Here is a 15,618-nt window from a genome sequence, read left to right as displayed (position 1 = left end):
TTCTCAGCATCCGGATCAGTAGGCAGGAAGCACAAAGGCACGTCATCCCTATAAAACGAATGCAGATCGGAAAAATTAGCGAATGAGAACAACTGTCAGGCGGGAGGCAGACGGTGATTCTGCCGCCAACCAAAACCCTGTAGGAGCTGACGAGTGAAACGAGGCTGCGATCTTTTGATTCTACTTTTCAAAGACAAGATCAAAAGATCGCAGCGTGCCGCAGCTCCTACGGGAGAGAGCTGCGTGAGGGGAAGTTCAGGCGGTTGCGGCCATGGCATGCCGGCGATGGTGCACGTCGAGCTGATCCTTGATCACTTTGAGCACCTTGGCCTCATGCTCGTGAATAAAGAAGTGCCCGCCGGCGAGCATATCCACCGAGAAACTGCCGCGGGTCTCCTTGCTCCAGCCGATCAATTGCTCGGTGGTGGCACGATCAGCCTTGCCGCCGAGCACATGCACCGGGCAGTTGAGCAGCGGTCGCGCCAGCGGTTCGAACTTGCCGCACAGTTGAAAATCCGCGCGCAGGATCGGCAGGGTCAGACTCATCAGCTCTTCGTTGGCCAGCACTTCTTCGCTGGTGCCATTGAGTGTACGTAACTGCTCGATCAGCTCGGCGTCAGTCTTGGGGTCGGCAAAGCCACGATCGTAATCGGCGCGCATCGTCGGCGCCGCAGTGCCGGAAGCGAACATCGCCACCGGCTCCGGACAACCCAGCGCACGCAAGGCATGAGCAATTTCGCAGGCCAGCAACGCGCCAAGGCTGTGGCCGAACAGCGCATAAGGTGCGTTGAGTGTCGGACGCAATTCCTTGGCCAACTGCATCGCGAGCCCACGCATGTCGGTATGCAGCGGCTCACCAAAACGTGCGCCACGCCCCGGCAGCTCAACCGGTTGCAAGTGCAGCCATTGCGGCAGTTTCGGCCGCCAGCGGCTGTAGACCATGGCACTGGCGCCGGAATACGGCAGACACAGCAGGGTCAGCTTGGTCACCACGCTTTCCTCGAAAAATTCATCTGTAGAGAGAGACGGATCCCGCGCCGGGTAAATTAGTCATCGACCAGTAAATTCCCCCAACAGGCGCTCGTTAACTGTTCAGGCCAAAACCAATAATGAGGGATCACCGTGGACCTGCAGAGCATCCTGGGCAAACTGTTCGCCAATGCCGGCGCCGTCGGCATCGAAGGCGTTTTTCAATTCGTGTTTGGTCCGCAGCAGGCCTACTGGTCCGAGGTCAAGGCCAGCAGCCGCACCGTGCCCGGACGCCACGCCAGCCCGGACGTGACCATTGAAGTCGCCGAGCGCGATTTCCTCGGGATCATGAGCGGCATGGCCAACGTCGAAGAGCTGTTCGCCAGCGGGCGCCTGAAAATCGGCGGCAACATGGGCCTGGCAACGATGCTGCCGCAGATCATCGAACATGCGATGCACGGTGGCGCCGTGGCGGAAAAAGTTGACATGAACAAGCGCTACCCGACCCCGCCGCGCTTCAGTGAAAAACTCACCGCCAGCCTGCCGACCCAAAGCAGCATCGAACGCCTTTCCCGCAGTGATCTGTCGGTCGCTGAATTCAAAAGCCGCTATCTACCCAATGGCATTCCCGTGGTGATCAGCAATGCGCTGCAGGACTGGCCACTGTTCAAGCTCAGCCGTGAAGAATCGCTGGTGCATTTCGCCGAGCTGCAAGGCATCACCCGCCATGGCGACTATGTGAAGAAAACCTTTTCCACCGAGCGTGATTTTCGCTCCACGTCGATGGCCGACTTCATCGCCTCGCTGGACCAACCGGCGGTCAAGGGCGCCGATGGCGAGCCGCCTGCGTATATGGGCAACAACATCCTGCCGGCGCAGTTGATGCAACAGATCAAATACCCGGCCTACTTCGACGCCTCGTTATTCATTCCGCCGCGTATCTGGATCGGGCCGAAAGGCACGTTGACGCCGTTGCATCGTGACGACACCGACAACCTCTTCGCGCAGGTCTGGGGGCAGAAGAAATTCACCCTCGCTGCGCCGCATCATCGTGAAGCCTTGGGCACCTGGTCGACGGCGCCCAAGGGCGGTCTGGATGGCTGCGATTTCAACCCGGATGCGCCGGACTACGAGCGCTTCCCCGCCGCTCGGGACGTGACGTTCCTGCGCGTAACGCTGGAGGCTGGGGATCTGCTGTTCCTGCCGGAGGGCTGGTTCCATCAGGTGGAATCGGTGTCGACATCACTGTCGGTGAATTTCTGGGTGAATTCGGGACGGGGCTGGTAACACTGCAAATCCTGTGGGAGCGAGCCTGCTCGCGAAAGCCATTTCACATTCAATCTGAATGTTGTCTGACACACCGCTTTCGCGAGCAGGCTCGCTCCCACAATGGAAATTTCATTTCAGATGGCGGTAACTCTGTATTGCCGAACCCAGCACCACCGCCCCCGCCGCAATCGCCAGCCAGAAACCGCTGCGCGCACCGAAAGCGTCCACCAGCCAACCGGAGCCGGCAGCCCCGACGGCCACGCCGATACTCAAACCGGTCACCAGCCAGGTCAGGCCTTCAGTCAGTTTGGCTGGTGGCACGATGCGCTCGATCAACGCCATCGCCACAATCAGCGTCGGCGCAAAAAACAGCCCGGCGATGAATACCGCCACCGACAAGCCGAAAATATTGCTCGCCAATAACAGCGGCAACGTCGTCACCGCTGTCGCCACGCCGCCGTACAAAAACAACCGCGGCAACGGCAGTTTCGAACGCATGGCGCCGAAGGCGATACCGGCCAGGCACGAGCCGATGGCGTAAACCGACAAGACGATGCTCGCCGCCGCCGGCTGCCCTTGCTGCTGGGCAAACGCGACGCTGACCACATCGATCACACCGACGATGATGCCCATGGCAATCATCAGCGCCAGCAGTAGTTGAATGTCCGTCGATGCAATGATCGAACCCTGATGATGCGACTCCTGCGGATGCACCGCCGGCTCGGTGCTGCGCTGGGCGACGAACGCCGCGACACCAATCGCGAGCGCCAACAACGCCGCCAACGGCCCGGCCTCGGGGAACACCGCCACACACAACCCCACCGACAACGGCGGGCCGACGATGAAACAGACTTCGTCGAGCACCGATTCCAACGCATACGCGGTCTGCAATTGCGGCTGGCCACGATAGATCTCGGTCCAGCGCGCCCGCACCATTGCCGACATGCTCGGCATGCACCCGGCCAGCGCGGCGAAGATGAACAGCGTCCAGGTCGGTGCCTGCAAGCGGGTGCAGAGCAGCAACATCAACAGTGCCCCGCCGCCGATCAACGCCGATATCGGGAGAATTTTTCGCTGGCCATAACGGTCAACCAGACGCGACACCTGCGGCGCGCAAAACGCCGTGGCCAAGGCAAACATCGCTGCCACCGCACCGGCCAACGCATAGCCACCCTTCAACTGCGAAAGCATGGTGATCACACCGATACCGGTCATGGAGATCGGCATGCGCGCGATCATCCCGGCCAGCACAAAATTTCGTGCGCCGGGGGCGTTGAATAATTCGCGGTAGGGGTTTGCCATGGACTGCAGCCTCATCAAGGGCCGCCAAGTTGCCATAGGGTCGGGTGGCGTGGAAGCGCGCAATTGTTGGTGGAATGTGAAGGCCTGAAATGCAAATGAAGCCAGTACCGTTTTTTCACACTTGAAGCTTCAGCCGCCTGCTGTTGGCAACGCAACCGTTCGTCGCAAATCATGCGTACCTGTCAGACCTGACAGGTGCATCGTTCCCCAACAAAGCGCATTCATATACCCAACGTTACCCAGGCAGGAACTCGCAGGTTGAGAACATTGCTCAGACCCGACGACTGCATCCAGTGTCCCGAGGCAAGCGGTGTAAAAGGAGCAGACCATGAATCGACCCACCTTCACGGCACAACCACGCAGCGCCGTTTCGCCCTTTGTCGTGCGCAGCCTTTTCTGTCCTTCCCCGACACGCATTGATGAGGCGCTGGGCCAGGAAGTCAACGAGCGTCTTATGACGTGGATACCGAGCGTGGGTATCTTTGCCGGTAAACACGAAAAACTGCGCGCCAGTGACTTCGGTCGCTACGCGATGTTGTGCCATGCCGACACGGACGATCCGGACAGGTTACTGCTCGCTGCGCAATGTTTCGCGGCACTGTTCGCCGTGGATGACCATTATTGTGACGACCTATCGCTCGGTGGCCGCCCCGAGAAAGTGGCCGAAATGCTGTCGTTCGCCATTACGGCAATCGATCCGGTGTATTTGCCTGCGCCTTTCGATGAAGAACTTTCGCAACAACAAACGTGCGACCCGGTAATCAGGGGCTTGCTGTCTTACATGAAACGCGTGGGGCAATTCTCCACCCCATCACAAGTGGCTCGAGTACGGCAAATCACCATTGCCATGTTTGTCACCATGGCTGCCGAAGCCCCGTGGCGTATCTACGGTACCCAACCCACTATCGCCGAATATCTGGCCAGCCGACAGGTCAACAGCTTCTGGCCTTGTCAGGTTCTGATTGATGTTATTGGTGGCTACGAAGTACCCGCCAACCTGTATTCCCACCCACAGATTCATCGCATCAGCGCCTTGGCGGCACTGGCCACGACTTTGGTCAATGACTTGTATTCCGCGTACAAGGAGCACCTCAAGGAAACGGGAGACTTCAAGCTTCCCTACCTTCTGGCGGCCAGACATCACTGCTCGCTGCAAGAGGCCATCGATAAAGCGGCGGATATTCATGATGCCGTCATGCAGGAATACTCAACGCTCGAAAAGCAACTGCTGAACAATGCCGCACCTTTGACCAAACGCTATTTGAAGGGCTTGACCACTTGGGTGGCGGGTAACCTGGAATGGCATAAACACAGTGCGCGCTACCACATCTGAATGGTCGCTATAAAACGCTCAACTGCCTCACAGCGCATTTGGGCCAGGAGGGTGTAGAGACTTTTCACTGAACTCTCGCCTGCGCTGGCCAGTCAGCTATTGAAGACAAAGCTTCAGGCCCAGACACTCATGCAGATCTCCCTTACCCGCCAGGTAGCCCTGATCACCGGCGCCAGTTCTGGCATCGGTCACGCCGCCGCCAAGGCCCTCGCGGCTGCCGGCGCTGCAGTGGTCATCAACTACAACCGACAGGCCGAACCTGCCGAAGCACTTGCCCGGCAGATCGTCGCCGACGGTGGCCAGGCCATCGCCATCCGCGCCGACGTATCAAAGGAAGACGAGGTTGAACGGCTGTTCGCCGAAACCCTCGATGCCTTCGGCTCACTGGATATTCTGGTGGCCAACTCGGGTATGCAAAAAGACGCGCCCGCTGTGGATATGTCGCTGGACGACTGGAACGCGGTGATCGGCGTCAACCTCACCGGCCAATTCCTCTGCGCCCGCGCCGCACTGCGGATCTTCAATCGCCAAGGCGTTCGTGAAGGCGTGTCCCGCGCGGCCGGCAAGATCATCCACATGAGTTCGGTGCACCAGCGCATTCCCTGGGCCGGGCACGTCAATTACGCCGCGTCCAAGGGCGGCGTCGACCAACTGATGCAGACCCTCGCGCAGGAAGTCAGCCACCAACGCATTCGTATCAACGGCATCGCCCCGGGAGCGATTCGCACGGCGATCAATCAAGACGCCACCGAAGGCGCGGCCGCTGAAAAGCTGCTCGAACTGATTCCCTACGGACGCATCGGTGATGCTGAAGACGTCGCCAACGCCGTGGTCTTTCTCGCCTCCGACGCCGCCGACTACATCGTCGGCACCACCCTGTTCATCGACGGCGGCATGAGCCTCTATCCGGAGTTTCGCGGCAATGGCTGAGCATCATCTGGAACGACAAAGCCCGATCGACGCCCACGGCATCATCGGCGACATGCGCAGTGCCGCGCTGGTCAATGATCGCGGCAGTGTCGATTTTTTCTGCTGGCCGGAATTCGACAGCCCGTCGATTTTCTGTTCGTTGCTGGATACCCCGGACGCGGGGATTTTCCAGTTGGCGCCGGACTTGCCAGACGCGCGCCGCGAGCAGATTTATCTGCCAGATACCAACGTCCTGCAAACCCGCTGGCTGAGTGAGCGGGCGGTGGTGGAAGTCACCGATCTGCTGCCTATCGGCGACAGTGACGACGCCCTGCCGCTGCTGATGCGGCGGGTTCGTGTAGTGAGCGGCTCGGCGACTTTCACGATGCGCTGCGCCGTGCGCCACGATTACGCACGAGCCGACACCCGAGCACAGATGGATCAACAAGACGTGACGTTCAGCGCTGCCGGCCAACCGTCACTGCGCCTGGCTTCGGACCAGCCGATGCAGATCGACGCGCAAGCGGCGGTGGCGCAATTCACCCTCAAGCAAGATCAAACGGCGGCGTTCATGCTCGGGGCGACCGATGATCCACGATTTGCCGAAGGCGCCGGACACTTGTGCATGGAACGCACGCTGAAGTTCTGGCGCGACTGGATCGGTCAGTCGATTTACCGCGGGCGCTGGCGGGAGATGGTCAACCGCTCGGCCCTCGCGCTCAAGCTGCTGACCTCGCGCAAACACGGCGCGATTCTCGCCGCCGCTACCTTCGGGCTCCCGGAAACACCGGGCGGCGAGCGCAACTGGGATTATCGCTACACGTGGATCCGCGATGCCTCGTTCACGGTGTACGCGTTCATGCGCCTGGGCTTTGTCGGCGAGGCCAACGCCTACATGGGCTGGTTGCGTGGGCGGGTCAGCGAATGCTGTGGCCAGCCGATGAAACTGAATATTCTCTACGCCATAGACGGACAACAGGAACTGCCGGAAACCGAACTGGATCATCTGTCCGGTCACGGCGGCGCAAAACCGGTGCGCATCGGCAACGGCGCGTACGAGCAGATCCAGCTCGACATCTTTGGCGAGCTGATGGACGCGGTGTATCTGGTCAACAAATATGGCGACGCGATTTCCCACGAAGGCTGGAAACACGTGCGCGAAGTGGTCGATCAAGTCTGTGAGACCTGGCAGACCAAGGATGTCGGCATTTGGGAAATGCGCGGTGAACAGCACCACTTTCTGCATTCTCGACTGATGTGCTGGGTGGCGCTGGACCGGGCGATTCGTTTGGCGTCGAAGCGCTCGCTGCCGGCACCGTTCGCCCAGTGGGACCAGACCCGACAGGCGATTTACGCCGATATCTGGGACAATTTCTGGGATGAAGAGCGCGGGCATTTCGTCCAGTACAAGGGCGGCACCGCGCTCGACGGTTCGATGCTGTTGATGCCACTGGTGCGCTTCGTCAGCGCCAAGGATCCACGCTGGCTGTCGACCCTCAAAGCCATCGAAAAGACCTTGGTGCGCGACGGCATGGTGTATCGCTATCGCAATGACGACAGCAATATCGATGGTCTGGCTGGCACCGAAGGCGCGTTTGCCGCGTGTTCGTTCTGGTACGTCGAATGCCTGGCTCGCGCCGGGCAGGTGGAAAAAGCTCATCTGGAGTTTGAGCAATTGCTGCGTTATGCCAACCCGCTGGGCCTCTATGCAGAGGAATTCGACAGCCATGGTCGACACTTGGGCAATACGCCGCAAGCGCTGACACATCTGGCGTTGATCAGTGCGGCGAGTTTTCTGGATCGACGTTTGAGCGGGGAAAAGAGTGAGTGGCAGCCGTAATGTTCGCCAGTAGTTGTAGGAAATACCCTACAAAACGATGACTTTGTAGGATCCCTGTGGCGAGGGTATTTATTCCTGCTCGGCTGCGCAGCAGCCCCCAAACCATCCAACTCATTCATCCAGAAGTACCGGGGATTCTGACTTTGGGGCCGCTGCGCAGGCCAACGGGGATAAAACCCCTCACCACAGTTGGACACACCTGCGGACTACAGAGGCTCAACATCCCCCCTGTCATCCCTACCCCCCAACTCGCAGTCACACCCGGAAATACCCTGTTGCCAGCTGTTACATCCGCCCCTACCATCCACCGCAACGGGCACAGCGGAGCTGTCCAATAAAACCCGAATTCAAGGAACCAGAATGTCTCAGCACGTCCAGCGCACCATCGACACGTCCCTTCGCAGCGGCCTGACTCGCACCCAACTCTGGGAAGCCGCGGACAAAGGCCTGATCAAATGCTGGGAAATCGGCCGCCAGCGCGCCACCCGCTTCCCCGACCTCGCGCAAAAATGCCTCGCCGGCGAACTGCCGGTACTCGGCTGGAAAGGTGGCGTGAGCCGCAGCCTGAAGAAAAACGAAAAATATGGCTCGTTGAAGTATCTGGCGCAGTGGCAAGGGTTGCGCGGCGAGGACCTGGATATCGATTTGAGTGAAGAGCGTTCGCTGACCTGCTCGCGGACGAAGATGCGGGTGACGTTTACCCCGGATCGGAGCAAGTATTTCAATCAGGTGGCGGAAGCCGAGGCTTAGCCGTGCGGAAGTCCGGTCGGTAGCAACCCGGGTACAGCGCGCACACGCCGTACTGTGCATCCAGATCGGCCATGTGCTGGTAAAACTGCTCAATCTCCCAGAACGTCTCTTCCGCGACGGTCATCAGGTAGAAGTAACTGAGTTGATGATCGTTCGGCAGCACTAATGGAAACTCTGGCAGCGCGTCCATCCGCGGTGCATTGGCCAGAGCCGCTAGCATAGGCGTCGGAGCCTGGGACAACTGCTCGAAGTACTTCTCTTTGTACGCCGCCAGACCGACGGCTTCGCCCTTGGCCCTGGCATCGATCAGTTGCGCGAGGTTGGCGCGCCGCTGCTGCCAGTACGCGGCTGGCAGGTCGACATTCATTTGTTGCTTATGTTTGGCCAAAGCTTCGTCTGCGCTGACTTGGCGCTTTGGTTCGCCCGGCTCGGCGGCAGCTCGTGCTTCGAGTTCCTTGAACGACAGCATGATCGTCGACTTGGCAAACATGCGCTCCATCAGTTCACGGCGTTGCGGGGTATCCGGCAGTGACGGGGGCGGGGAGGCGCAACCGGCCAGCATCCCGACGAGTACCAGCAGAGCAAGCAACGGTTTGAGTGACATGCATCGTCCTTGAAGTCGGTCGGCAGAATTAGCTGCGCAGTTTATCTGAACCCGAAGAAGCCCCGCTGGAAACTCTCAAGGCATGACCGGATCTGGTGCAGCACTGACCGAAAACCGCTCCCGATAAGCCTGCGGCGTCACGCCAATCGCCCGCAGGAAACTGCGGCGCAAGGTTTCTTCACTGCCAAACCCGCAATTGGCGGCGATCCGTTTCACCGGCAGACCGGTATCACTGAGCAAGCGCCGGGCGGTTTCGACGCGGATCAATTCGATCGCCCGCGCCGGGGTCTGGCCGGTGTCGGCGCGGTAGTGGCGGACGAAACTGCGTTCACTCATGCCCGCCTGCTCGGCCAGGGTCGGGACGCCGAGGTCGCAGGTGAGGTTCTCGGCGATCCAGGCGTGCAACTCATCAAAACGATTGCCCTGATTCTGCAAGGACAAGGTCACGCTGAATTGCGATTGCCCGCCCGGACGTTTCAGAAACACCACGAGGTGCCGGGCGACGTCCAGGGCGATGTCGCTGCCCAGATCCTCTTCAACCATCGCCAGTGCCAGATCGATGCCAGCGGTGACACCCGCCGAGGTCCATACCGGGCCGTCGGTGATGAAAATCGGATTGGCCTCGACTTGCAGTTTCGGATGTTGCTGCGCCAATTGTTCGCAACGGGTCCAGTGGGTGACGACGCGACGACCGTCGAGCCAGCCACTGGCCGCGAGCAAAAATGCCCCGGTGCACACTGACGCTACGCGCCGACATTTCGCCGCATGTTCGCGCACCCAATCCACCAACGCCACATCTTCGGCGGCAGGATAAATGCCCCAGCCACCGGCGATGATCAGCGTGTCGCTGGGCTCCAGCGGTAGCGGTTCGGCCAATACCGCCAGCCCCGCCGAGGACATCACCGCCCCGCCCTCGCTGGCAATCACCGACGGCGCATAGGGCACGGGCAAACCGCGTTGACGACAGAGGTCATTGGCCGAGGCGAACACCTGCAAGGGGCCGGTGACGTCGAGGATCTGCATGTTGGCAAACGCGAGTACATGGATGGCTTTGGGCATTTGGCGTAATTCGTGGGGTTATTGGCGTATGCGCCAGAACCTACGCGTCTACAGTGAAGCCGTCCACCCCTTTTTATGGAGCAAGAACGATGACGTTGCAGATCGGTTTTCTGTTGTTTCCACAGGTTCAGCAACTTGACTTGACCGGGCCCTATGACGTGCTCGCCTCGCTGCCGGGCGTGCAAGTACATCTGATCTGGAAGGATTTGATGCCGGTCACCGCCAGCACCGGTCTGTTGCTGAAACCGACCATCACGTTCGAGGACTGCCCGTGTCTGGATGTGATCTGCATTCCCGGTGGCGGCGGTGTCGGGCCGTTGATGGAAGACGAGCAGACGCTGGACTTCATCAAACGCCAGGCTCTTCAAGCGAAGTATGTGACCTCGGTGTGCACCGGTTCGCTGGTCCTTGGCGCAGCGGGTTTGCTGCAAGGCAAACGGGCGACCACGCATTGGGCGTATCACGATCTGCTGCCGACGCTGGGGGCGATTGCCGTGAAGGATCGGGTGGTGCGTGACGGTAATCTGTTTACCGGCGGCGGGATTACGGCAGGGATTGATTTTGCCTTGGTGCTGGCGGAAGAGTTGGTGGGTGCTGACGCGGCGCAACTGATCCAGTTGCAATTGGAATATGCTCCGGCGCCGCCGTTCAACGCAGGCAGCCCGGAGACTGCGCCGGGTGCGATTGTCGATGAAGCACGCCTGCGCGCCGCGCCATCGCTGAAGCTGCGCACGGAAATCACCGAGCGCGCGGCGGCGAAACTTAACTTGAGCTAGATCCAAGCCCTACACAAATCCCCTGTGGGAGCGAGCCTGCTCGCGAAGACGGCGGAGCAGTCGACATTAATGTTGTCTGGCCGACCGCTTTCGCGAGCAGGCTCGCTCCCACAATGGGTTTTGTGTGCGGCCTTGGGTTTGTTTGCCGTCCCCACTTCCCGCCACACCTTCACTTGTCCCCAGGCCCCCACCCGTGTAGAAAGCCCCTCCACACATTCTGCACAGGGACTTTCGATGAAGGCTTTGCCATGGCTCTATCTGGCGCTTCTCAGCCTCGGTTACGGATGGGCGCTGAGCTACGGCCACCTCGGCTGGCTGGCGTTGATCTCCGTTGGATTACTGGTGTTCGCCGTTTTTGCCGTGCGCCAGCAACAGGTTCCGGTCGCACGGTTTCTCGGCCATGGCCTGTTCATCGTGCTCGCCTTGGCGTTGGCGTTGCACTGGTTGCCGGGGTTTGCCAACGGGCGCGCCATCGATCCGCAGCGCTTCACCGACAACGCCGTGCCGTTCGCGATGTACCTGAATCTTGATAAACCGCTGATTGGTTTCTGGCTGCTGCTGGTGTGCCCGTGGATTGTCGGGCGCCGTTCATTGCGTCTGAGCGTCTACGCCACCGCCCTCGCCCTGACGCTGAGCGCGGTTCTCGCCCTTGGCGGCGCGCTGTTGCTGGGCGTGATCGCCTGGGCGCCGAAGTGGCCGGATCAGGCATGGTTGTGGGTGCTGAACAACCTGCTGCTGGTGACCTTGGTCGAAGAAGCGCTGTTTCGCGGCTATATACAGGGCGGCCTCAGCCAGCGTTTCAACCATCTGCCTTACGGTGAAAACCTCGCCCTGCTGCTGGCCTCGCTGCTGTTTGGTCTGGTACATGCCGGCGCAGGCTGGACCTGGGTGTTGCTGGCAGGGCTGGCGGGCGTCGGCTATGGTCTGGCCTACCGTTTTGGCGGACTCGGCGCGGCGATCGCCACGCATTTCGGCCTGAACCTGCTGCACTTCGGCCTGTTCACCTATCCGATGCTCGCCGGCTGAAGCAAGCGCCGTTTTGCGACGCCGTGCTGATTATTGAAAAAAAATTTCAATAAAAAGCTGTCACCGCCGACAACCTTTCAAAGCCTTGCGGATTGAAAAACCATGCGTAACAACCAGCCCATTACACAACGCGAACGGACTTTCCCGGCTCAGCAGCGGTTGATCTCCACAACTGATGCCAAGGGCGTGATCACCTACTGCAACGACGCATTCGTCGAGATCAGCGGGTTTTCGCGTGAAGAACTGATCCGTGCGCCGCACAACCTGGTGCGTCACCCCGACGTCCCGGCTGCGGTGTTTTCGCACATGTGGGGCACATTGAAACAAGGCTTGCCATGGATGGGCATTGTCAAGAATCGCTGCAAGACCGGTGACCATTACTGGGTTAACGCCTATGTCACACCGGTGTTCGACGGCAATCAGGTGGTCGGTTACGAGTCGGTGCGGATCAAACCTACCGCCGAACAGATCCGCCGCGCCGAAGCGCTCTACCAACGCATCAACCAAGGCAAGTCGGCGATCCCTTCCAGCGATAAATGGCTGCCAGTGCTGCAAGACTGGCTGCCGTTCATTCTGGTCAGCCAACTGAGCTTCGTGATCGGCGCCACCCTGAACTCGCAGTGGGGCTTCGCCCTCGCCGCCGGTTTGTCGGTGCCGCTGGGCCTGATGGGCCTGCAATGGCAGCAACGCGGGCTCAAACGCCTGCTGCGCCTGGCCGAGCAGACCACCTCCGACCCGCTGATCGCGCAGATGTACACCGACAGCCGTGGCGCCCAGGCGCGTCTGGAAATGTCGATCCTCAGCCAGGAAGCTCGCCTGAAAACCTGCCTGACCCGTCTGCAGGACACCGCCGAGCACCTGACCGATCAGGCCAAACAGTCCGACGCCCTGGCGCACAACAGCTCCACCGGCCTGGAACGTCAGCGCGTGGAAACCGAACAGGTCGCCACCGCCGTCAACCAGATGGCCGCCACTACTCAGGAAGTGGCCAGCCACGTACAACGCACTGCTGACGCCACTCAGGAAGCCAATCGCCTGACCGGTCGCGGTCGTGACATCGCCGGCGAAACCCGCGAAGCCATTCAGCGTCTGTCCGTGGTTGTTGGGGAAACCGGTCTGACCGTGACCCAACTGGCCAAGGACAGCGACGAAATCGGCGGCGTGGTTGACGTAATTAAAGGCATCGCTGACCAGACCAACCTGCTCGCGCTCAACGCCGCCATCGAAGCTGCACGTGCTGGCGAGATGGGCCGTGGCTTCGCGGTAGTAGCTGACGAAGTGCGTCAACTGGCGCAACGCACCAGCGAATCGACCGGGCAGATTCATGCCCTGATCGCCAAGTTGCAGCAGACGGCTTCGAGCGCCGTGCAGACCATGGAAGCCGGGCATCGTCAGGCAGAAGAAGGTGTAGCGCGAGTGCTGGAAGCGGATCAGGCGTTGGTCGGCATCAGTGAAGCGGTGGCCAACATCACCGACATGACCACGCAGATCGCGGCGGCGACGGAAGAGCAAAGTGCGGTGGCTGAAGAGATCAGCCGCAACATCAGCAATATTTCGGAGCTGGCGGATCAGACTTCCGAGCAAGCGCATAACTCGGCGTTGTTGAGTGAAGAGCTGACGAAGACGGCGAATACGCAGTACTCGTTGGTGGAGCGGTTTAACCGCTGATTGAACTGGCGATAACAAAAAACCCGGAGAGCGAGAGCTTCCGGGTTTTTTGTTGCCTGTATGAAATGGACGTTGTTGGGCTGGCCGCTTTCGCAACAAGCGCTGGCCATACAGGAACCTCGATGATCACGTCACTTCGCGGAAGGCGTTTAAGATCAACCCAAGATGCGTTTAAAGCACACATTGCAGCACCACCTTAAGCCTACAGACCCTCTCGCCATTGCCTACATCAACGACAGAATCCGCTGGCTTGTACGCCTGGCGCACGGACTCTATCGTGACCTTATTACAAAAAAACGCGAAACGATTTGGAGAAAAGGCTTCCTCAGAGGAATGCCTGTTCTATAGAACGTTTTTTAATCTGCTCCGTTACTTGATACGCAAATCTCAACTATCTCCCACAACTTATTCAGACATTAAACTTAAAAAAGAGGATTGGATCATGTTCAAAAGAAACAAATACGTCACTCACGATAAAACAAGCCGCCCTTTGATATTTAAAGCGACCCCAACGATAAATGGCTATGGTGGCGGCTGCGTCCTGGAAGGCAAATACTTCATTTTTCGGCCAGATTGCGGCGGCCCTAGAATTCCAAGCCCGAGGTAATTCCTAAACGTCATTATTGAGCGCCCCCTATAGGGCGCTCAATAATCAGTCCAACTCACATAAAGCCAAGGAGTGGCCATGAACAACAAAGGAAAGCGCTATCAAACGCACAACCCTAATTCAACACAACAAAAACCCACCGCAGAAAAAATAGTGCACGTAAATCCTTTATCATCCTGCAAGTTGATAGTAATCAACAGCAATATCGGCAGCATTATGAGTGGTAAATTCGAGCACTCCATATTCAACAAAAAACCGGACAGGTATCAAATAATTCGCCAACTCACCCAAGACGAACCTGCCTCAACGTCCACTTACTGGCAGGGGGTCATATTGCTCCCGCCCTCACACACATACACGTACGATACCAAACTAAAGACCAGCATTATTGAGAGCAACCTCACCCACCTTCAAGGCCAATATCCATTCGCAAATCAAGACCCTTTTGAATTGATAATTGATTACATCGCCGAAGAACATAATAAAAACAAACATGGAGAGCTTGTAGTGCGTTTCTCGGGAGGTGTCGATTCAACGTGCTTACTACTTGCAGCGATTGAAGTCGCTGGAAAAGATCACGTTACCGCCATCACCTGGTTCGACGAAAAATGCAGTGCAAATAATGATAGAAATACAGCCACCGCTTTATGCAATACACTTGACGTAAACCACATATTGTTCAAGCTCGAACCAGAAGACTTCTTTCAGGAAGTGAATCCGACTGATCATTTCTGTATCAACTCCAGCATGGCTTCTGAGCAGGCATTCAAAAAAGAAAGAGACTTTATCTTCTCCCAACTAGGACACGAATTCATTGTATTGGATGGACATGGAGGCGATCACTTATTCTTAGACCCCGTACCCTCCGTTGCATTCCAACATTTAATTAGAGAAAAGAGATTTTTCAAGGGATTTAATATAGCTGCAACGATCTCCAAACTGACAGGATCAAACCTCTACCAAACCCTTACTCAAAACAGGCGACAACAAAACAACGAGACTGACCAGTTAAGTTATTTTTTTAACTCGCAGTTTTTGCCGCGAAGGGGTGCAGAAAAACCTAAGAGCCTAGCCGAGGAACATTTACAAGCTATAACACAGGCCATTTTCCAGAACTCGACAAGTTCGACCCTTAACAAGTTCAACAACATAATTTTTCCATTCACAAGCCAAAAAATCATTGAATATGCACTCACACAAAACCCATACAGCATGTTCGACGAAAGTGAAACCAGACTACCAATAAAGCGAGCCTTCAGAAAAAAACACCCAAACATACTACTTCGACGTGACAAGGGGCATATAACAGGCGCCTATCAAAAAGCATTAAAATTTCATCAAAAAGACATTATAAAAAAGCTCCGCAGCAGTTGGATGACCCAAGAAAACATAATTAACATGCCCAACATTGAAAATTCTATAAATCGCTCAGCAATGGGGTTTGGAGGTGTCGAAAAAAATTTGCTGAAAATCATATGCGCATCCTTAATAAAAAACGTTTAAAGG

General features: G+C 57.8%; 13 protein-coding genes. 9 read left to right on the top strand and 4 right to left on the bottom strand.

Annotated elements, in window-relative coordinates:
• Positions 1 to 255: 255 nt before the first annotated feature.
• Positions 256 to 993, bottom strand: coding sequence for a thioesterase II family protein (locus tag CKW17_RS12925; protein ID WP_095120099.1), 738 nt, complete (start codon positions 991 to 993; stop codon positions 256 to 258).
• A 129-nt stretch (positions 994 to 1,122) separates the two neighbouring features.
• Here CKW17_RS12925 and CKW17_RS12920 point away from each other — a divergent pair, with 129 nt between their 5' ends.
• The gene (locus CKW17_RS12920) at positions 1,123 to 2,256 is read left to right on the top strand and encodes a cupin-like domain-containing protein (protein WP_095120098.1); all 1,134 of its coding nucleotides are present in this window, start codon (positions 1,123 to 1,125) and stop codon (positions 2,254 to 2,256) included.
• Positions 2,257 to 2,367: 111 nt separating this feature from the next.
• Here CKW17_RS12920 and CKW17_RS12915 read toward each other — a convergent pair whose 3' ends face one another.
• Positions 2,368 to 3,540: an MFS transporter gene (locus tag CKW17_RS12915; RefSeq protein ID WP_095120097.1), complete on the bottom strand. Its 1,173-nt coding sequence runs from the start codon at positions 3,538 to 3,540 to the stop codon at positions 2,368 to 2,370.
• A 328-nt stretch (positions 3,541 to 3,868) separates the two neighbouring features.
• Here CKW17_RS12915 and CKW17_RS12910 point away from each other — a divergent pair, with 328 nt between their 5' ends.
• The 4 genes from CKW17_RS12910 to CKW17_RS12895 all read left to right on the top strand — a co-directional run bounded on the left by CKW17_RS12910 (position 3,869) and on the right by CKW17_RS12895 (position 8,372).
• Positions 3,869 to 4,873, top strand: a complete 1,005-nt coding sequence (locus tag CKW17_RS12910) for a Camphene synthase (RefSeq protein WP_095120096.1) — start codon at positions 3,869 to 3,871, stop codon at positions 4,871 to 4,873.
• Between the two features lie 129 nt (positions 4,874 to 5,002).
• The gene (fabG, locus tag CKW17_RS12905; RefSeq protein WP_095120095.1) at positions 5,003 to 5,803 is read left to right on the top strand and encodes a 3-oxoacyl-ACP reductase FabG; all 801 of its coding nucleotides are present in this window, start codon (positions 5,003 to 5,005) and stop codon (positions 5,801 to 5,803) included.
• Positions 5,796 to 7,622: a glycoside hydrolase family 15 protein gene (locus tag CKW17_RS12900; protein WP_095120094.1), complete on the top strand. Its 1,827-nt coding sequence runs from the start codon at positions 5,796 to 5,798 to the stop codon at positions 7,620 to 7,622. The genes fabG and CKW17_RS12900 overlap by 8 nt, the downstream gene beginning before the upstream one ends.
• Positions 7,623 to 7,982: 360 nt before the next feature.
• Entirely contained in the window at positions 7,983 to 8,372 is a 390-nt protein-coding gene (locus CKW17_RS12895) for a hypothetical protein (RefSeq protein ID WP_095120093.1), read from the top strand.
• Here the strand turns inward: CKW17_RS12895 and CKW17_RS12890 are convergent.
• Together CKW17_RS12890 and CKW17_RS12885 are read right to left on the bottom strand one after the other, a co-directional pair.
• Entirely contained in the window at positions 8,344 to 8,976 is a 633-nt protein-coding gene (locus tag CKW17_RS12890) for a hypothetical protein (protein WP_095120092.1), read from the bottom strand. The genes CKW17_RS12895 and CKW17_RS12890 overlap by 29 nt on opposite strands.
• Before the next feature lie 75 nt (positions 8,977 to 9,051).
• The gene (locus CKW17_RS12885; protein ID WP_095120091.1) at positions 9,052 to 10,035 is read right to left on the bottom strand and encodes a GlxA family transcriptional regulator; all 984 of its coding nucleotides are present in this window, start codon (positions 10,033 to 10,035) and stop codon (positions 9,052 to 9,054) included.
• An 89-nt stretch (positions 10,036 to 10,124) separates the two neighbouring features.
• Between CKW17_RS12885 and inhA the strand changes: the two genes are divergently transcribed.
• The 4 genes from inhA (at position 10,125) to CKW17_RS12865 (ending at position 15,615) form a co-directional block, all read left to right on the top strand.
• On the top strand, positions 10,125 to 10,811 hold the full coding sequence (gene inhA, locus CKW17_RS12880) for an isonitrile hydratase (RefSeq protein ID WP_095120090.1): 687 nt from the start codon (positions 10,125 to 10,127) through the stop codon (positions 10,809 to 10,811).
• Positions 10,812 to 11,045: 234 nt separating this feature from the next.
• Complete coding sequence (locus CKW17_RS12875; protein ID WP_095120089.1) at positions 11,046 to 11,837, top strand: CPBP family intramembrane glutamic endopeptidase; 792 nt, start codon at positions 11,046 to 11,048, stop codon at positions 11,835 to 11,837.
• Between the two features lie 102 nt (positions 11,838 to 11,939).
• Entirely contained in the window at positions 11,940 to 13,505 is a 1,566-nt protein-coding gene (locus CKW17_RS12870) for a PAS domain-containing methyl-accepting chemotaxis protein (RefSeq protein WP_064389791.1), read from the top strand.
• A gap of 685 nt (positions 13,506 to 14,190) precedes the next feature.
• A complete protein-coding gene (locus tag CKW17_RS12865) occupies positions 14,191 to 15,615 on the top strand; it encodes an asparagine synthase-related protein (protein WP_095120088.1) in 1,425 nt (474 codons plus the stop codon).
• Positions 15,616 to 15,618: the final 3 nt, after the last annotated feature.

The sequence above is a fragment of the Pseudomonas sp. Irchel s3f10 genome (genome assembly GCF_900187515.1).
In the GTDB taxonomy this organism is placed as follows: domain Bacteria; phylum Pseudomonadota; class Gammaproteobacteria; order Pseudomonadales; family Pseudomonadaceae; genus Aquipseudomonas; species Aquipseudomonas tensinigenes.
The sequence above is the reverse complement of the archived record's forward strand: the minus strand, read 5'-3'. Positions and strand labels throughout refer to the sequence as shown.